The sequence below is a fragment of the Streptomyces sp. CAI-85 genome (assembly GCF_013363615.1).
GTDB lineage: Bacteria > Actinomycetota > Actinomycetes > Streptomycetales > Streptomycetaceae > Streptomyces > Streptomyces antibioticus_B.
On record NZ_JAANNX010000089.1, the window covers coordinates 1 to 15,191 of the forward strand.

Annotated in this window: 12 protein-coding genes and 1 pseudogene; 10 read left to right on the forward strand and 3 right to left on the reverse strand. The window is 73.1% G+C overall.

Going from position 1 to position 15,191, the window contains the following annotated elements:
• The 5 genes from G6W55_RS34865 to G6W55_RS34885 form a co-directional block, all read left to right on the forward strand.
• Positions 1 to 422, forward strand: a 422-nt coding sequence (locus tag G6W55_RS34865) for a CDP-glycerol glycerophosphotransferase family protein (RefSeq protein ID WP_175524655.1), incomplete at its 5' end; no start/stop codon positions are given.
• Between the two features lie 122 nt (positions 423 to 544).
• A complete protein-coding gene (locus G6W55_RS34870) occupies positions 545 to 2,749 on the forward strand; it encodes a bifunctional glycosyltransferase/CDP-glycerol:glycerophosphate glycerophosphotransferase (RefSeq protein ID WP_175524656.1) in 2,205 nt (734 codons plus the stop codon).
• Positions 2,750 to 2,757: 8 nt separating this feature from the next.
• The gene (locus tag G6W55_RS34875; RefSeq protein ID WP_175524657.1) at positions 2,758 to 4,983 is read left to right on the forward strand and encodes a bifunctional glycosyltransferase/CDP-glycerol:glycerophosphate glycerophosphotransferase; all 2,226 of its coding nucleotides are present in this window, start codon (positions 2,758 to 2,760) and stop codon (positions 4,981 to 4,983) included.
• Positions 4,980 to 6,308 carry a hypothetical protein gene (locus G6W55_RS34880; protein WP_175524658.1) on the forward strand — a complete coding sequence of 443 codons (1,329 nt, stop codon included), beginning with the start codon at positions 4,980 to 4,982 and terminating at the stop codon, positions 6,306 to 6,308. Before G6W55_RS34875 ends, G6W55_RS34880 begins: the two co-directional genes overlap by 4 nt.
• Before the next feature lie 97 nt (positions 6,309 to 6,405).
• Positions 6,406 to 7,962: a hypothetical protein gene (locus tag G6W55_RS34885; RefSeq protein WP_175524659.1), complete on the forward strand. Its 1,557-nt coding sequence runs from the start codon at positions 6,406 to 6,408 to the stop codon at positions 7,960 to 7,962.
• A 49-nt stretch (positions 7,963 to 8,011) separates the two neighbouring features.
• On the opposite strand, the gene G6W55_RS34890 is transcribed toward G6W55_RS34885, so the two are convergent.
• Complete coding sequence (locus tag G6W55_RS34890; RefSeq protein WP_030780462.1) at positions 8,012 to 8,425, reverse strand: organic hydroperoxide resistance protein; 414 nt, start codon at positions 8,423 to 8,425, stop codon at positions 8,012 to 8,014.
• A 141-nt stretch (positions 8,426 to 8,566) separates the two neighbouring features.
• Here G6W55_RS34890 and G6W55_RS34895 point away from each other — a divergent pair, with 141 nt between their 5' ends.
• From G6W55_RS34895 to G6W55_RS34905, 3 genes are all read left to right on the forward strand, one after another.
• Complete coding sequence (locus tag G6W55_RS34895) at positions 8,567 to 9,094, forward strand: MarR family winged helix-turn-helix transcriptional regulator (RefSeq protein WP_175524660.1); 528 nt, start codon at positions 8,567 to 8,569, stop codon at positions 9,092 to 9,094.
• Positions 9,095 to 9,273: 179 nt separating this feature from the next.
• On the forward strand, positions 9,274 to 10,254 hold the full coding sequence (galE, locus tag G6W55_RS34900) for a UDP-glucose 4-epimerase GalE (RefSeq protein WP_175524661.1): 981 nt from the start codon (positions 9,274 to 9,276) through the stop codon (positions 10,252 to 10,254).
• A 64-nt stretch (positions 10,255 to 10,318) separates the two neighbouring features.
• Positions 10,319 to 11,296, forward strand: a complete 978-nt coding sequence (locus G6W55_RS34905) for an ADP-ribosylglycohydrolase family protein (RefSeq protein ID WP_375372500.1) — start codon at positions 10,319 to 10,321, stop codon at positions 11,294 to 11,296.
• 20 nt (positions 11,297 to 11,316) lie between these two features.
• On the opposite strand, the gene G6W55_RS34910 is transcribed toward G6W55_RS34905, so the two are convergent.
• The gene (locus tag G6W55_RS34910) at positions 11,317 to 11,964 is read right to left on the reverse strand and encodes a TetR/AcrR family transcriptional regulator (RefSeq protein WP_175524662.1); all 648 of its coding nucleotides are present in this window, start codon (positions 11,962 to 11,964) and stop codon (positions 11,317 to 11,319) included.
• Between the two features lie 140 nt (positions 11,965 to 12,104).
• Between G6W55_RS34910 and G6W55_RS34915 the strand changes: the two genes are divergently transcribed.
• Positions 12,105 to 13,022, forward strand: coding sequence for an ABC transporter permease (locus G6W55_RS34915; protein ID WP_175524663.1), 918 nt, complete (start codon positions 12,105 to 12,107; stop codon positions 13,020 to 13,022).
• Positions 13,015 to 13,863, forward strand: a complete 849-nt coding sequence (locus G6W55_RS34920; protein ID WP_309243875.1) for an ABC transporter ATP-binding protein — start codon at positions 13,015 to 13,017, stop codon at positions 13,861 to 13,863. Before G6W55_RS34915 ends, G6W55_RS34920 begins: the two co-directional genes overlap by 8 nt.
• A gap of 88 nt (positions 13,864 to 13,951) precedes the next feature.
• Here the strand turns inward: G6W55_RS34920 and G6W55_RS34925 are convergent.
• Positions 13,952 to 15,191: pseudogene (locus G6W55_RS34925) on the reverse strand (NAD-glutamate dehydrogenase domain-containing protein); the annotation flags it as partial.

Sequence of the window (15,191 nt, forward strand, 5' to 3'; positions counted from 1 at the left end):
TCACCGACTACTCGTCGATCATGTTCGACTACGCCAACCTGGACCGCCCGATCGTGATCCACCGTGACGACCGGGAGGCGTACGAGGCGGCCCGCGGCACCTGTTTCGACCTGGCGTCCTGCCCGCCGGGCGTGATGGTGCGCACCGAGGACGAACTGATCGACGTGTTCGCCACCGGGCACTGGCAGGGCTCGCTCTCGGCCCGGCTGCGCACGGTGTTCCGTGAGCGGTTCTGCCCCTGGGACGACGGGCGGGCCGCGGAGCGGGTGGTGCGCCGGGTGGTGCTGGGCGAGACCGAACCGCCCGCGGTGGTGCCCCTGGCCGAGCGGCGCCCGGTGCCGTCGGCGGCGGGCTCCGGCCGCTCGCCCGTCACCACGGTCCCGCAGCCTTCCGGCTCGTTCCCCGTCACCGACAGCCTCTGAACGCCGTTTGCCCTACCGGGAGTTGTCCCCCGCCGGTGAACAGCGGCGGTACGGGCCGCGAGCACCGGCCGTGAGCACCGGTCATGAGCACAGGTCACGAGCACAGACAGAGAAAGAGCAGTATGCCCCGCTTCAGCATCATCGTCCCGTCCCATGGGGTCGCGGGCCGGCTGTCCCTGGCGCTGGACTCCGTCCTCGCCCAGTCCTTCGGCGACTTCGAGCTGATCCCGGTCACCGACGCGCCCGACACCCCGGCCGCCGCCGTGGCCGCCGGGTACGCCGGCCGGGACGCGCGGGTCCGGCCCGTGCACTCGCCGCCGTCGGCGGGCCTGGCCGGGGCGCGCACCACCGGCCTGCAGGCGGCGACCGGCGCCTACCTGCTGTTCCTCGACGGCGACGACCTGCTCGCACCGGGCGCCCTGACCGCCCTGGACGCCCGGCTGACCGCCACCGGCGACGTCGACGTGCTGCACTTCGAGCACGAGCGCGTCCCGTGGTGGGAGGGCGAGCCCACCAACCCCGCCGCCCCGCTGCTGGCGAGGGCGCCGAAGGGCGCGTTCTCCCCGCTGGAGGCACCGGAACTGACCGGCGTCCAGCTTCCCGCCTGGAGCGCCGCCTACCGCCGCGCCTTCCTCACCGAGCACGAACTGACCTTTCCCGACGGCCACTTCACCGACCTGGGCTTCGGCGGTCTGGCCGCCCTGCACGCCTCCCGGGTCACGGTGGCGCGCACGGTCGTCGTACGGCATCTGCTGCGGCGGCAGGGCGGCCGGCTGAACCGGCCCGGCGTGCACCACACCGAACTCCTGGACAGAGTCGAGGAGTTGATGGTGCGGGCGGCCGAACGGGAGCTGTCCGCCGCCCGGTCGGGGGCGCTGTTCGAGCAGCTCTTCGCCCTCGTCCTGAAGACGGCCGCGCATCCGGCCCGGCTGCCGGGGCGGACGCGGCGGGCGTTCTTCCGGCGGGCGGCCCGGCTGTACCGCACGCACCGCCCGGCGGGTTTCCGCAGGCCGGGCGGGAGTCTCGGGGTGCAGCACCGGCTGCTCGCGGCGGGCGCGTACACGGCGTTCCGGGCGCTGCGCGGCGCCAACCGGTCGGCGTCGGCGGCCGTCGAGCGGATCCCGCGCCCCCGGGGGCTGCGCACCCGGCTGTACTACCGGCGTCAACTGCGCCGACCGCTGGACCCGTCGCTCGCCGTGTACTGCGCCTACTGGGGGCGCGGTTACGCGTGCAGCCCGGCGGCGATCCACGCCCGCGCCGCCGAACTCGCCCCGCACATCCGGTCGGTGTTCCTCGTCGAGCCCGGCCAGGAGCACACCCTGCCGGACGGTGTCGACCACGCCGTGCTCGGCAGCCGCCGCGCCTGGCAGGTGCTGGCCCGCGCCGCCTACCTGATCAACAACGCCAACTTCGCGGAGGGCGTGGTGAAACGGGAGGGCAGTGTGCATGTGCAGACCCAGCACGGCACCCCGCTGAAGAAGATGGGCGTGGACCAGTCGACGTACCCGGTGGTGGCCGCCGCGACCGGCTCCTTCACCAAACTCCTGGGCCGGGTGGACCGGTGGGACTACAACCTGTCCTCCAACACCCACTCCACCCAGATGTGGGAGCGCGCCTTCCCCGGCCGCTACGAGCATCTGGAGTACGGCTATCCGCGCAACGACGTCTTCTACACGGCGACCGCCGACGACGTGGCCCGGATCCGCCGGGAGCTGGGCGTGCCCGAGGGGAAGACGGCGGTGCTGTACGCGCCGACCCACCGCGACTGGACGACCGGCTTCGAGTCCGGCCTCGACCTGGACGCCTTCTGCGAGGCGGCCGGCGAGGACGTCGTCGTCCTGCTGCGGGCGCACTACTTCTACGACCGGGGGACCCGGCGCGGCAGCGGCCGGATCATCGACGTCACCGCGCACCGCTCCTCCGAGGACGTCTGTCTGGCCGCAGATGCGCTGATCACCGACTACTCGTCGATCATGTTCGACTACGCCAACCTGGACCGCCCGATCGTGGTGTACGCCGACGACTGGGACGTCTACACCGAGACCCGCGGCGTGTACTTCGACCTGATGGCCGCCCCGCCGGGCCCGGTCGCCCGCACCCCCGGGGAGCTGGCGCGGATCTTCGCCGACGGCTCCTACGCCGCGGCCGCCTCCCGGGAGCTGCGGGCCGCGTTCCGGGAGCGGTTCTGCCAGTTCGACGACGGACGGGCCGCCGAGCGCGTGGTGCGCCGGGTGCTGCTCGGCGAACCCCCGGAGGCGCTGCCGCCCGTGCGGCCACTCGCCGAACGCGTCCCGGCCCCCGCCGCCTCCACCCTCGTAAGGAGCTGAACCCCGCAGTGCCCCGCTTCAGCATCATCGTGCCCTGCTTCAAGGTGCAGGGCTTCCTGCGCGAGTGTCTCGACTCGCTCCTCGGCCAGTCCTACCGGGACTTCGAGGTGATCGCCGTCGACGACCGCTCGCCCGACGGCTGCGGCGCGATCCTCGACGAGTTCGCGGCCCGCGACGAGCGCGTCCGGGTGCTGCACCTGCCGGAGAACGTCGGCCTCGGCCGGGCCCGCAACGCGGGGATGCCGCTCGCCACCGGCGACTATCTGTTCTTCCTGGACAGCGACGACACGCTCACCCCGGGCGCGCTGCGGGCGATCGCCGACCGGCTGGCCGAGGCCGACGGGCCGGACGTGCTGGTCTTCGACTACGCGCGCACCTACTGGTGGGGCGGCACCCGCCGCAACGCGCTCGCGCACCTGCTGACCGACGTCGGCGCGGACCCGTTCACGGCCGCCGAGCACCCCGAGATCCTCGATCTGCTGATGGTCGTGTGGAACAAGGTCTACCGCCGGGACTTCGTCGAGGAGAACGGCTTCGCGTTCCCGCCGGGCTACTACGAGGACACCCCGTGGACGTTCCCGGTCATGCTGAGCGCGCGGCGGATCGCCACGCTCGACCGGATCTGCCTCAACTACCGCCAGCGCCGGCAGGGCAACATCCTGTCCACCACCAGCCGTAAGCACTTCGACATCCACGACCAGTACACGCGCGTGTTCGCGTTCGTCGACGACCGCCCCGAACTGGCCAGCTGGCGGCCATATCTGCACCGCAAGATGGGCGAACACTGTCTGGACATCCTCGCCAAGCCGGACCGGCTGCCGCCGTCCGACAAGGGCGAGTTCTTCCGCCGCACGGTCGAGATGTTCCGCGCGCACCGGCCCGCCGGGGAGCCGGTGCCCGCCGAACTGCGGGCGCTGACGGGCGGTTGGGCGGCCTACCGGGTGCGGCGGCAGGCCGGGCGGGCCGGACGGGAACTCGCCCGGCGCGGCGCGCTGCTGCGCGGGGCGGCCGGCGGACGGGCGCGCCGGGCCGCGGACGCGGTGCACGCGCGCCGGCCGCTGGACCCGCGGCTCGTGGTGTACTCGGCGTTCTCGCACCGGGGTGTGCTCGGCGACCCCGGCGCGGTCTACCGCGCGGCCCGGGAGATCGCCCCGGAGCTGCGCGGGGTGTGGGTGGTCCGGGACGAGGAGACGGCCGCGCTGCTCCCGGACGGCGTCGAGCACGTCCTGCTCGACTCCCCCGCGTACCGGCGGATCACCGCGCGGGCCGGTTTCTTCGTCAACAACGTCAACTGGCCGGGCTCGCTGGCCAAACGGCCCGGCAGCGTCCACATCCACACCCACCAGGGCACCCCGCTGAAGTACATGGCGGCCGATCTGCTCCAGCGGCCCGGCGGCCGGTTCGGGGTGGACGTGCCGCAGATGCTGCGGCGTGCCGACCGCTGGGACCACAGCCTGGTCGCCAACCCGCACTCGGAGCTGGTGTGGGAGCGGGCCTATCCGTGCCATTTCGCGTCGGCGCGCACGGGCAGCCCGCGCAACGACGTCCTGGTGCGGGCGGACGCGGCGGCCACGGCGGCGGCGCGCGCCCGGCTGGGCGTCCCGGAGGGCCACACCGTGGTGCTGTACGCGCCGACCCGCCGCGAGTACGTGCGGGGCGGGCACGTCGACCGGATCGACCTGGCGCGGCTGGCCGCCGACCTCGGCGAGGGCCACACGCTGGTCGTACGGCTGCATCCGTCGCTGGCGGCCGGGCCCGCGCGCGGGGCGGGCCTGTCGGAGCTGCACCGGCGCGGGGTGCTGATCGACGCCACCGACGTACCGCACGTCGAGGAGGTGATGCTCGCCTCCGACGTGCTGGTCACCGACTACTCGGCCCTGATGTTCGACTACGCCAACCTGGACCGGCCGATCGTGGTGCACGCCGACGACTGGGCGGCGTACCGGGCGAGCCGGGGTACCTACTTCGACATCACCGCCGAGCCGCCGGGCCATGTCTCGCGCTCCTCCCGCGAGCTGGCCTGGCTGCTGGCGTCGGGCAGTTGGCGCGACGAGGACTCCGCCCGGCTGCGGGCCGCGTTCCGCGAGCGGTTCTGCGCCTACGACGACGGCCGGGCCGCCGAGCGGGTCGTACGGCGGCTGCTGCTGGGCGAGGGCTCCGGTGACCTCGGGGAGGGGATCGCGGCGGCGGTGCCGGGTCCCGCGACGGCACGCGACCTGCTCGCCTCCACATGAGCGGCCTCGCGCGGGTCCGGCTGTCGGGCGCCCTGGCGCGGCCGGGGGCCTGGGTGCTGGTGCTGGCCGCCGTGTTCGCGCTGCTCCAGCTCGCGAACGTGACCGGCCGGGACACCCCGGACACCAAGAACTACCTGTCGTACGCGCTGAGTCTGCGCGGGGACGGCAAGCGGGAGGCGGCGGCCGCGACCATCGACTACGCGTGTGCCGGGAGCGCCTCGATCGCCGCGCGGCGGCAGAGCGTGGACGTGGTGCGCTTCCACCGGGCCGATCCGTCGGCGCGGGTGCTGGCCGAGTGCCGGGCCCGGGAGTGGCGGAACGTGGACGCGCGGCTGCGGGCGGGCCAGACCGGCGGGCACACGGTGCCGTTCATGCCGGAGCGGTTCATGCGGATCTTCGAGGCGCGGCCGGGCTATCCGGTGTTCCTGGTGCCGTTCGTCACGCTGTTCGGCGTGACGTGGGGGATGTGGCTGGCCGGGGTCGTGGTGACGGTGGCGGGCGGGGTGCTGGTCTTCCTGGTCCTGCGCACGCTGCGGGTGCCGGTCCCGCTGTGTCTGACGGGGCAGGCCCTGTACTTCGTGCTGCCGTGCGGGACGACCGCGATGCGGCCGATGACCGAGGGGCTGATGCTGGCGCTGACGCTGGCCGCGCTGTGGGGGTGCGCGCTGGCGCTGGAGGAGGGGCGGGTGCGGGCGGCGGTGTGGCTGGTGGGCGGTTCGCTGGCCGCGCTGTTCGCCGTCAAGCACTCGCAGGCGCTGTTCCTCGGCCTGTGCCTGGCGGGCGCGGGCGCGCTGGTCGCCCTGTGGCGGCGGCGCTGCGGGCGGGCGGTGGGGCGCGGTCCGGTGGCGGTGGCCGTCGCGGGGGCCTGCGGGGTGCTGGGGACGGTGCTGCTGTCGCGGCTGCTGGGCTATCCGTCGGAGTCCGAGAGCCTCCAGGATCTGCTGACCCATCACTTCGCCCGGCCGGACCGCACGCACGCGTGGCCGGAGTTCTGGCGGCTCCAGATGAACTTCTGGGTCGAGTGGCTGCGCCGGCAGTTGTGGGAGCCGCTGTTCGTGGCGGCGCTGGCGGCCGGGGCGTGGGGGGCGCTCGGGCGGGGGCGGCGGCGCGCGTTCGGGGTGTTCCTGGTGGCGGCCGCGGGCACGGGGATCCTCACCCAGGCCGGGCATCCGGACATCAACATCTGGGGCGGACGGCTGATCGTGCTGGCCTGGCTGCTGCCGGTGCTCGGGGTGCCGCTGCTGCTGGAGCCGGTGCTCCGGGGGCGCGGACCGGTGGTGCTTCCGGCGCAGGACGCGGCCGATCGGGCTCACTCGATGAGGTGACCGACGGCAAGGCCGTTGACGCGGGTGGGACGATACGGCGAATGCTGCCCGTTATGTTCCTTATTGCCCCGTTCGGCTGTTTCCGTGGTGCGGTCCTGTGAGCGCCGGTGTACTGACCCGGCAGGAGGTGCGCGGCGCGACGGCCCTGCGCGGCCGTTCCTGGCGGCCGACCCCGTACCAGGTCTTCGGGTTCCTGTTCTGGCTGGTGATGTCGCTGGCGTACTGGCGGGTGCCGCTGTGCTGCGACGCCGGGCAGCACGCGGCGGTCGTGGAGCGGCTGACGGACCGTCTGCTCCGGCCGCTGCACCCGATGGCGAACCTGCCGGGCGCGGGCAGCCCCTACTACTCCCCCTACGCGGTGGCCGAGGGCGCGTTCGCCCGGCTGACCGGGCTGACCGGCTGGGAGATCGTCCGGCTCGCGGGGCCGGTGAACCTGCTGGTGCTGCTGACCGGCGTCGGCCGGTTCGTGCGGGTGCTGACGCCGCGTCCGTGGGCGCCGGTGCTGGCGCTGGCCGCGATGACGCTGCTGTGGGGCACCGAGCGGGCCTGGTGGAGCGGCTATCTGGGCCTGATGTCGATGACCGGCAACCTCGGCTATCCGTCCACCTTCGCCATCGGGCTCACCTTCTGGGCGTGGGCCCTGACCGGCGCCCGCGCGCGGGACACCCGCCGGGTGCGGTTCGTGGGCCCGAGCGGACTGCGCGGCTTCACCGGGTTCGCGGGGCTCGGAGCGCTGTACGGCGTGATCCTGCTGGTGCATCCGATCACCGCGGTGGCAGCCCTGACCGGGGGGCTCGCCCTCGTCCTCGGGTGGCAGCGGGGGCGGGGCCGGTGGGCGGCGGTGCTCGGCCGGTGGGCGACGACGGGCGCGGCGGCCCTGCTGGTGGCCTGGTCCTGGCCGTACTTCGACGTGTTCGCGCTGGCCGGGGACGGCAGCATCGACGCGATGCACCGACGGCTCTACGACGGTCTGGCCGGGCATTTCTGGCTGGCGCTGCTGGGGGTGCCGGCGCTGTGGGCGCGGGCCCGGCGCTCGGCGCGCGACCCGCTGGTGCTGATGTGCGTCCTGGACGTCCTGGTGGTCGGGTACGGCTATGCCGGCGGCCACTACACCTACGGGCGGATCCTGGGGATGTCCCTGATCCCGGCGCAGTTCGCGCTGGCGGTGGAACTGGCGGCGCCCCGGCCCTGGCCGCGGGCCCGCAAGGCGCTGGGGGCGCTGGCGGCGGGCGGGGCGTGTCTGGGCCTGCTGACCGTGCAGGCGGGCGCGGTGGTGCCGCGCTCCCTGGATCCGGTGGGCTTCGAGCAGCCGCCGCGCTGGCCGTCGTACGACTGGGCGGCGCGGCACATCCGGCCGGGCGAGGTGGTGATCACCGACGGGTACTACGCGGTGCACGCGATCGCCGGGTACGGGCCGAACCTCGCGGTACCGGCCTGGCCGGACGCGGCGCTCGACGAGGGGGAGCGACTGCGGCGGCTCGCGGAGATCCGCGCCTATCTCGCCCCGGGGTCGACCCGCGCCGCACGGACGGCGATCGCCCGCCGTCACCACATCCGCTGGCTGCTGCTCACGCGCTGGCACCCGGTGCCCGAGGAGGCCGTGGTGGTGGCGTGGAGCCGGCGGACCGGTGAGGTGCTGGCGCGGGTCGGATGAGACCTCCGCCGAGGCCCCGCTGTGGGTTCCCCGATGACGGGGTCGGGGGTTACTCGATGACGAGGTCGACCTCGATGTTGCCGCGGGTGGCGTTGGAGTAGGGGCAGACCTGGTGGGCGGCCTCGACCAGCTTGCGCCCGGTGGCCTCGTCGAGGGTGTCGGGCAGCTCGACGCGGAGCGTCACCTTCAGCCCGAAGCCCTCGCCCTGCTTGCCTATGCCGACCTCGGCGGTGACGGCGGCCTCGCTGACGTCGGCCTTCGCCTGCCGGCCGACCAGACCGAGGGCGCTGCCGAAGCAGGCCGCGTACCCGGCGGCGAACAACTGCTCCGGGTTGGTGCCCTGACCGTTGCCGCCCAGCTCCACGGGCATGGCGAGCGCGAGGTCGATCCGGCCGTCGTTGGTGACGGCACGGCCCTCACGGCCGTGGGTGGCGGTGGCGACGGCGGTGTAGAGCGCGTCCATGGATGAACCATCCCTCTCGGAAAGTCGGTTGGGGGGTGGCCGGTCCTCGCGCTGCCGCGTCCGGACCGCCTCACGAGAAAGAGTGAAGCACACAATTCAGTTGTGCACAACTAAATGGCTCGCCGGAGCTATCCTGGGGTCATGACGCTCACGCCCCGCCCCGGCACCGCCGACCCGCTCACCGCCCTCGGTCCGCCCACCGAGGACTGGCTCCACCTGGACCGCCAGATCTGCTTCTCCCTGCACGCCGCGTCCCGCGCCTTCAACGGCGTCTACCGCGTGATCCTCAAGGACCTCGGGCTGACCTATCCGCAGTACCTGGTGATGCTGGTGCTGTGGGAGCACGGCGAACTGCCCGTGAAGACCCTCGGCGCGCATCTGCGCCTGGACTCCGGCACGCTCTCGCCGCTGCTGAAGCGGCTGGAGGCGGCCGGTCTCGTGAGCCGGGAGCGCAGCGCCCGCGACGAGCGCTCGGTGGTGATCCGGCCGACCGAGGCGGGCGAGGCCCTGCGCGAGCGGGCGCTCGCGGTGCCGCGCCGGATCGTTTCAGCGACGGGCTTCGACCCGGCGGAGATCGGCGAACTGCGCGAGCGCCTCGACCGGCTCACCGCGGCGCTGGACGGGGCGGCTCCGGAGGACGACGCGGCCGCGGAGCCTCGCTGCGGGTGACGGCGCGTTGTCCACAGGCCCTGCGCGAGGCTCGTGCGCCTGCTTCACTGTGAGTCGGCTCTCTTGCGGGTGATTGTCCGCTCACGGGCGATGACAGATGATGACGGACGATCCCTGTGCAAACGCACCTTCACGGCCGACGGACGGACCGGGCGGACGGACTAGGGGGAGGTCACGGGATGACCTGGCTGATCACGGGCGGTGCCGGCTACATCGGGGCGCATGTCGTACGGGCGATGACCGAGGCGGGCGAGCGGACCGTCGTCTACGACGATCTGTCCACGGGCATCGCCGAGCGCGTCCCGGCCGATGTGCCGCTGGTGCGGGGCTCCACCCTGGACCGGGAGCGGGTGGCGCGCACGCTCGCCGAGCACGCGGTGACCGGGGTGGTCCATCTGGCGGCGAAGAAGCAGATCGGCGAGTCGGTGCAGCGGCCCCTGCACTACTACCGGGAGAACGTGGAGGGGCTGAGAGTCCTGCTGGAGGCGGTGACGGAGACCGAGGTGGCGTCCTTCGTGTTCTCCTCCTCCGCCGCGGTGTACGGCATGCCGGACGTGGACCTGGTCACGGAGGAGACCCCGTGCGCGCCGCTGTCGCCCTACGGCGAGACCAAGCTGGCGGGCGAGTGGCTGGTCCGGGCGACCGGCCGGGCCACGGGACTGTCCACGGCCTCGCTGCGCTACTTCAACGTGGCCGGTGCAGCCGCCCCCGAGCTGGCGGACGTCGGCGTCTTCAACCTCGTCCCGATGGTGTTCGAACGGCTCACGCAGAACGCCTCGCCGCGCATCTTCGGCGACGACTATCCGACCCCGGACGGCACCTGCGTCCGCGACTACATCCACGTCGTCGACCTGGCGGAGGCCCATGTGGCCGCCGCGCACGCCCTCCAGACCTCACCGGGGCACGACCTCACCCTCAACATCGGGCGCGGCGAGGGCGTCTCGGTACGGGAGATGGTCGACCGGGTCAACGCCGTCACCGGCTACGACCGCCCGCCCACGGTCAGCCCCCGCCGCCCCGGCGACGCGGCCCGGGTGGTCGCCGCCGCCGACCGCATCACGACCCGCCTGGGCTGGAAGGCCCGCTACGACGTCCAGGACATGATCACCTCGGCCTGGGAGGGCTGGGTCCGCCTCCACCCGGAGGCGGCGCGGGCGTAGGGGCGCCGGTGGCTGTGCGTCCGGTCGTGGGCACGCGCGTGCCTGCGGCTCGTAGGCTGCCCGGGTGACCGACTCCGAGACCACCGTGGACAGCGGGCCGTCCGGCCCGGCCGTGGACCTGGACCGTGCCGTCGGCTGTGTCGTCGGCTCCGCCGTGGGGGACGCGCTGGGCGCGCCCTTCGAGTTCGGGCCCGAGGGCGCCTTCTCGGCCCGCTTCCCGGCCCCGGGGCAGGGCGGCGAGATGTGCGGGGGCGGCGGCTGGGACCCGGGCGAGGCGACCGACGACACGCAGATGGCCGTCCTCGTCGGGGAGTCGCTGCTGGAGTGCGGCGGCCTGGATCCGGCGGACGTCTTCGCGCGGTTCCGGCGCTGGGCGGCGGCCGATCCGAAGGACATCGGTCTCCAGACCGAGGCGGTGCTGACCGGCGGCGACCCCTGGGACACGGCCGCGGCCCTGCACTTCCAGACGTCCCAACGGGCGGCGGGCAACGGCGCGTTGATGCGGGCCGCCACCTCCGCCGTCCGCTTCGCGCCGCACGGCCGCGCCGCCACGCTGGACGCGGGGCGCGGGCTGGCCGCGCTCACCCACGGCGACCGTGCGGCCTGGGAGGGCACGGCCGTCTTCCACGAGCTGGTCAGGACCGCCCTGACCGGCGGCGATCCGCTGGCCGCGGTGCCGGAGGCGCTCGCCGAGGTCGATCCCGCGCACCGCGCCCGCTACGCGACCGTGCTGGCGCCCGACTGGCATCCCGACCTGGCCTCCGAGTTCAACGGCGCGGTCTGGCCGTGCCTGGGCTCCGCCGTCTGGGCGCTGCGGACGACGTCGTCCTACGAGGACGCCGTGCGCGCGGCGATCGACCTGGGCGGCGACACGGACACCGTCGCGGCGGTCACCGGCGGCCTCGCCGGGGCGGTGTACGGGGCGGGCGCGATCCCGGCGCGCTGGACGGCCGTGCTGCACGTCCCCCTGCCGGGCTTCGGCGACCGCGTCCTGCGCACGGCGGACCTCACCGGGCTGGCGGTCCGGCTGGCGTCCGGCTGACCTCGTCGCCCCGGCGTCGCTCACAGTGCCTTGATCGCCGCTGCCGTCGCGCGGGCCAGGGACGTCAGGTAGCCCTTGGGGAGTTTCGGGCTGCGGATGACGACCGAGCGCCAGTAGAGGGGGCCGGAGATGAGGTCGAGGGCCAGTTCGTCGTCCAGGCCCATGCGGACCTCGCCGCGTTGTTCGGCCGCCGCCACGATCTTCAGGGCGACGCCCTCCTGGCCCTCCCGCAGCGCCTTCTGGAGCGCCTCGGCGATCTCGGGATTGCGGGCCGCCTCGGCCTGGAGGTCGGGGATGATCTGCGAGGCCACGGGGTGCCGCAGCGCCCGGGAGGTCAGCTCGTACAGCATCCGCAGGTCGCTCTCCAGGGCGCCGGTCTCCGGGGCCGGGAGGCCCTGCACGGCGAGCGCGGAGACCAGGTCCAGGACGAGGTGCAGTTTGGAGCGCCAGCGCCGGTACACGGCGGTCTTGCCGACACCGGCGCGCCGGGCGATGCCCTCGATGGACATGCGCGCGTAGCCGACGGCCGCGAGTTCCTCGAACACGGCCGCCCGGATGGCCTCCGTGACGTCCTCGCGGAGCACGGCCGCGCCCGCGGGTGCCCGGCGGCGCGGACGTGCCGGGTTCCCGTCGGCGTCCGTCGTGTTCGTCGTCATACGGACCAGCATAGGGCGTTACGACGATACGGTTGCGTTCCGACGTCAACTCGGCCTACGCTCGCGTCACGACGATACGGTCCCGTCCCGACGTAAGAGAACGTCAAGAAAAACGTCAAGAGAAGCGTGAGACCCGAGTGAAAGCAGCGGATGTGAGCCAGGTACTCGACACGCCGCCCCCCACCGTGGCCGCTCCCCCGGGCGACCTCGCGGCCCTGGCCGCCCGGCACGGCCTCAGCGTCAGCGGCGCACGCCCCTCCCTCCCGGACTACCTCCGCCAGTTGTGGGCGCGCCGCCACTTCATCACCGCTTTCGCCACCGCCAAGCTCACCTCGCAGTACAGCCAGGCGAAGCTGGGCCAGATCTGGCAGGTGATGACCCCGCTGCTGAACGCGGCGGTGTACTTCCTGATCTTCGGCGTGCTCCTCCAGACCAGGAAGGGCGTCCCGGACTACATCCCCTTCCTGGTCACGGGCGTGTTCGTGTGGACGTTCACCCAGAGTTCGATCCTGGCGGGCACCCGGGCGATCTCCGGCAACATCGGCCTGGTGCGCGCCCTGCACTTCCCGCGCGCCGCGCTGCCGATCTCGTACTGCCTCCAGCAGCTCCAGCAACTGCTGTTCTCGATGGCCGCGCTGCTGGTCATCGTGGTCGTCATGGGCGTCCCGCCCGCGCTGTCCTGGCTGCTGGCGATCCCGGCCCTGACGCTCCAGTTCGCCTTCAACGCCGGGATGTCGATGATCCTGGCGCGGGCCGGGGCGCAGACCCCGGACATCGCCCAGCTCATGCCGTTCGTGCTGCGCACCTGGATGTACGGGTCGGGCGTGATGTGGAGCCTCGACAAGGTGCTCGCCGGTCACTCCGGACTGCCCTCGTGGGTGGGGGACGTGCTGCGCGCCAACCCGGCCGCCGTCTACATCGACCTGATGCGCTTCGCGCTCATCGACAGCTTCCACGCCGCGCAGCTCCCGCCGCACGTGTGGGCGCTCGCGACGGGCTGGGCCCTGCTCGCCGGCGTCGGCGGCTTCATCTACTTCTGGAAGGCAGAGGAGACGTACGGCCGTGGCTGACCACATCTTCGACACCCCGCCGCTCACCGAGCGCGCCCCCACCGTCATCGCCGACGGCGTCGACATCGTCTACCGGGTCAACGGCACCGGCGGCGGCCGGGGCAGCGCGACCGCCGCCCTCAACCGCATCCTGCGCCGCGAGAAGACCGAGAAGGCGGCCGGCACCCGGCTGGTGCACGCCGTGCGCAACGTCTCCTTCGTCGCCTACAAGGGCGAGGCGATCGGCCTGATCGGCTCCAACGGCTCCGGCAAGTCGACCCTGCTCAAGGCGGTCGCCGGACTGCTGCCGGTGGAGAACGGCCGTATCTACACCGACGGCCAGCCCTCCCTCCTCGGCGTCAACGCCGCCCTGATGGGCGATCTGACCGGCGAGCGCAACATCTATCTGGGCGGCCTCGCGATGGGCATGACGCGGGAGCAGATCAAGGAACGCCACCAGCAGATCGTCGACTTCTCCGGGATCAACGACAAGGGCGACTTCGTCTCCCTGCCGATGCGCACCTACTCCTCCGGCATGGGCTCACGGCTGCGGTTCTCCATCGCCGCTGCCAAGGACCACGACGTGCTGCTCATCGACGAGGCCCTCGCCACCGGTGACGCGCAGTTCCGCCGGCGCTCGGCGGACCGGATCCGCGAGATGCGCGCGCAGGCCGGCACCGTCTTCCTGGTCAGCCACAGCAACAGCTCCATCCGCGAGACCTGCGAGCGGGTGCTGTGGCTGGAGCGCGGCGAACTGCGGATGGACGGCCCGACCGAGGAGGTCATGGCGGCCTACGAGGCGTTCACCGGCGACCGGAAGCCCCGCAGGAAGCCGGCCCCGAAGCCGAAGACGGCCGTCTGAGCGGCACAGCGCAAGGGCGCCCCCCGAGTGAGTGACTCGGGGGGCGCCCTCATGTCCTGGCGTCAGGAGCGCGACCGCTGTCCTGATGTCAGGAGTGCGTCCTCAGCAGCGTCCGCATCGTGCGCATGGCCACCGACAGGTTGGCCAGGTCGAAGGCGTCCGAGCCCTGGATCTCCTCCAGGGTCGTCCGCGCCCGGCTCAGGATCGCCGCGTTCTTCTCCTCCCATGCCTTGAACCGCTGCTCGGGCGTCGAGGTGCCGTTGCCGACGGACAGGACGTCCGCCGTCAGCGCCGCGTGCGCCGCGTACAGGTCCTCACGGATGGAGGCGCGGGCCATGGACTGCCAGCGGTCCGAGCGGGGCAGCTCGATGATGCGGTCCATGAGCTGGGTGATGTGCAGCCGGTCGGCGAGGTCGTAGTAGACCTCGGCGACGTCCAGCGGGTCCTTGCCCGTGCGGTCGGCCACCGAGACGATGTCCAGCGCCGGGAACGCCGAGGAGAACCCGGCCACCCGGGTGGCCAGCTCGTCCGGCACCCCGGCGCCGGTCAGCTCGTCGTAGATCTTCTGCCACCACTCCAGGTCCGCGCCCCGCAGCAGCTTGGTGAGCTGCGACCAGACCTGTCCGACGCGCTCGGCGAAGAAGTCGACCGTCTCGGCCAGCTCCAGCGGCTGCGGCCGGTTGTTCAGCAGCCAGCGCGTGCCGCGCTCGACGAGCCGCCGCGAGTGCAGCCGGATCCGGGTCTGCACCTCCGCCTCGACCTGGTTGTCCAGGCCCTCCACCGCGTCCCACACGGGCGCCGAGCGGAAGATCGCCCGGGCCGCGGTCTGCGCCCGCACGATCTCCTCCAGCGAGGCGCCGGTCTCCTCGCGCAGCCGGTGCAGATACGTCGTACCGCCCGTGTTGACCGTGTCGTTGACCAGCACGGTCGTGGTGATCTCACGGCGCAGCGGGTGGCTGTCGATCTGCTCGGGGAACCGCTCGCGCAGCGCCGTCGGGAAGTACGCGTCCAGCAGACCGCGCAGGTAGGGGTCGTCGGGCAGCGAGGTCTGGAGCAGCTCGTCCGACACGGTGATCTTGGTGTACGCCATCAGCACGGCCGTCTCCGGGCTGGTGAGGCCGTGCCCGGCGCCGAGCCGCTCGCGGATCTGGCGGTCGGTGGGCAGGAACTCCAGCGCGCGGTCCAAGTGCCCCTCGCGGACCAGGTGGCGCATGAAGCGCTGCTGGGCGTGGAGCATGTCCTTGGACTGGGCGAGGGCGTTGGCGATCGCGGTGTTCTGCGCGTAGTTGTTGCGCAGGACGAGCGCGCCGACCTCGTCGGTCATCTCG

Excerpts from the sequence above, each read along its gene's own strand:
- G6W55_RS34870 (WP_175524656.1), top strand. The coding sequence starts at position 545 with ATGCCCCGCTTCAGCATCATCGTCCCGTCCCATGGGGTCGCGGGCCGG.
- G6W55_RS34880 (WP_175524658.1), top strand. The coding sequence starts at position 4,980 with ATGAGCGGCCTCGCGCGGGTCCGGCTGTCGGGCGCCCTGGCGCGGCCG.
- G6W55_RS34890 (WP_030780462.1), bottom strand. The coding sequence starts at position 8,425 with ATGGACGCGCTCTACACCGCCGTCGCCACCGCCACCCACGGCCGTGAG.
- G6W55_RS34895 (WP_175524660.1), top strand. The coding sequence starts at position 8,567 with ATGACGCTCACGCCCCGCCCCGGCACCGCCGACCCGCTCACCGCCCTC.
- galE (WP_175524661.1), top strand. The coding sequence starts at position 9,274 with ATGACCTGGCTGATCACGGGCGGTGCCGGCTACATCGGGGCGCATGTC.
- G6W55_RS34910 (WP_175524662.1), bottom strand. The coding sequence starts at position 11,964 with ATGCTGGTCCGTATGACGACGAACACGACGGACGCCGACGGGAACCCG.